This is a genomic window from Pseudomonas sp. P4_C3 (genome assembly GCF_056402075.1).
Map to the genome: position 1 here is coordinate 1 of NZ_JBFUIC010000576.1, position 1,605 is coordinate 1,605.

The window sequence follows — 1,605 nt, forward strand, 5'->3', positions numbered from 1 at the left end:
CCGTATGGTCGATCGCCTGACCATGATGCTGGGGCTGCTGCCGGCGACCCGGGAGCCACAATCGCGTGAGCGGTTCCAGGTCAGCCTGGCCTGCATGGCACTGGGTATTGCCTTGAATCAGCTCAGGCAGCAGGGGCAGAACAACGCACTGCTGAGTCCGGATCTGCAAAGTCGCCTGTTCTCGACAGTGCGGGAAACGGGGAGGCTGGTCGCCGGTCGGCCCGGGGTCGAAGTGGCGCTGGTGCTGGATAGCCTCCACACCCTGGGCGACGAACTGGATGCCCTGCATACCGATGTTCATGAGCACTTGTGGTCGGTGTTCCGTATGCGCGTGTCGCTGTTGATCGTGGTGTCGTTCGTCGAGCGTTATCGCGGCTACTTTCAACCCGCAGGCCTTGAAGGAGACCCTGTCCTTGCCCATTGATCTGGAAGTGGGTGGTGCCTACCTGCCCCCGATTGCTCAGGCGCTGCTGCTGGGCGTGCCGATTTTCCTGCTGCTGGACTGGACGTTGCGGCGTCTCGGTGTGCTGCAGTTTGTCTGGCACGAAGCGTTGTTCGAAGGCGCGCTATACGTCTGCGTCTGCGCCACATTGATCCTGGTGATGGGAGCCTGATGCCTTGAAGAACATCCTTTCCCGACTCACGACGCTGGCGGTGGTACTGCTGGCCGTTATCCTGGGTTGGTTCGCCTGGGAACATTACACCCGCGCCCCCTGGACCCGGGATGCCCGGGTGCGTGCCGATGTGGTGACCTTATCCGCCGACGTTTCGGGGCGAATCGTCGGCCTGACCGTGCAGGACAACCAGCATGTGAACAAAGGCCAGGCGTTGCTGGAGATCGATCCGGCGCGTTACATCCTGGCGGTGGAGCATGCCAAACGTGCCGTTGAGGTGGCGAAGGCCTCGCTCGGGCAGGCCCAGGCGACCATTACCGCCAGCGAAGCGTTGCTCAAACAACGTCAGAGCGAAGAGCAACGGCGGCGTACGCTCAAGGATCGTTCGGCGATTTCCGGCGAAGAGTGGGAAAAAGCCAACACCGACGTGTCGGTGGCCCAGGCTGACTTGCTGCGTAATCAGGCCAACCTGGTGTTGGCCCAGGCTAACGTGCAACTGGCCATCGCGGCCTTGACCCAGTCCGAGCTCGATTTGCAGCGTACCCACGTCGTCTCCCCGGTGAGCGGATATGTCACCAATCTGCTGACCCGGGAGGGCGACTACGCCTCGGCCGGCGGTCCATTGCTGGCGTTGGTGGACAGCGATTCGTTCTATGTCAGCGGTTACTTTGAAGAAACCAAGTTGCCGCGGATCGGGGAGGGCGACCGGGTCAAGATCGAGTTGATGAGTGGCGAGACGTTCGGCGGCAAAGTGCAGAGCATCGCCTTTGCCATTGCCGACCGGGAAAACCTGCCCGGTGGCCGCCTGCTGGCGAATATCAACCCCAGTTACACCTGGATCAAGCTGGCGCAACGGGTGCCGGTGCGGATCGAGATCGATGCCGACTATGCCGGTAAAAACAACCTGAGGGCGGGGACCACGGCCACTGTGACCGTCGAAGAACACCGCTAACCCCTGTAGGAGCGAGCTTGCTCGCGATGGACGTCAACG

At 61.9% G+C, this 1,605-nt stretch carries 2 protein-coding genes and 1 pseudogene; all 3 read left to right on the forward strand.

All coding sequences use genetic code 11. The annotated features are described in order from the left end of the window. Nucleotides 1-424 (forward strand): annotated as a pseudogene (locus AC1DVH_RS30805) (FUSC family protein); the annotation flags it as partial. Then, a complete protein-coding gene (locus AC1DVH_RS30810) occupies nucleotides 414-614 on the forward strand; it encodes a DUF1656 domain-containing protein (protein ID WP_108217534.1) in 201 nt (66 codons plus the stop codon). The pseudogene AC1DVH_RS30805 and the gene AC1DVH_RS30810, both read left to right, overlap by 11 nt. A 4-nt stretch (nucleotides 615-618) precedes the next feature. Continuing rightward, entirely contained in the window at nucleotides 619-1,566 is a 948-nt protein-coding gene (locus tag AC1DVH_RS30815) for an HlyD family secretion protein (RefSeq protein ID WP_477756972.1), read from the forward strand. Nucleotides 1,567-1,605: the final 39 nt, after the last annotated feature.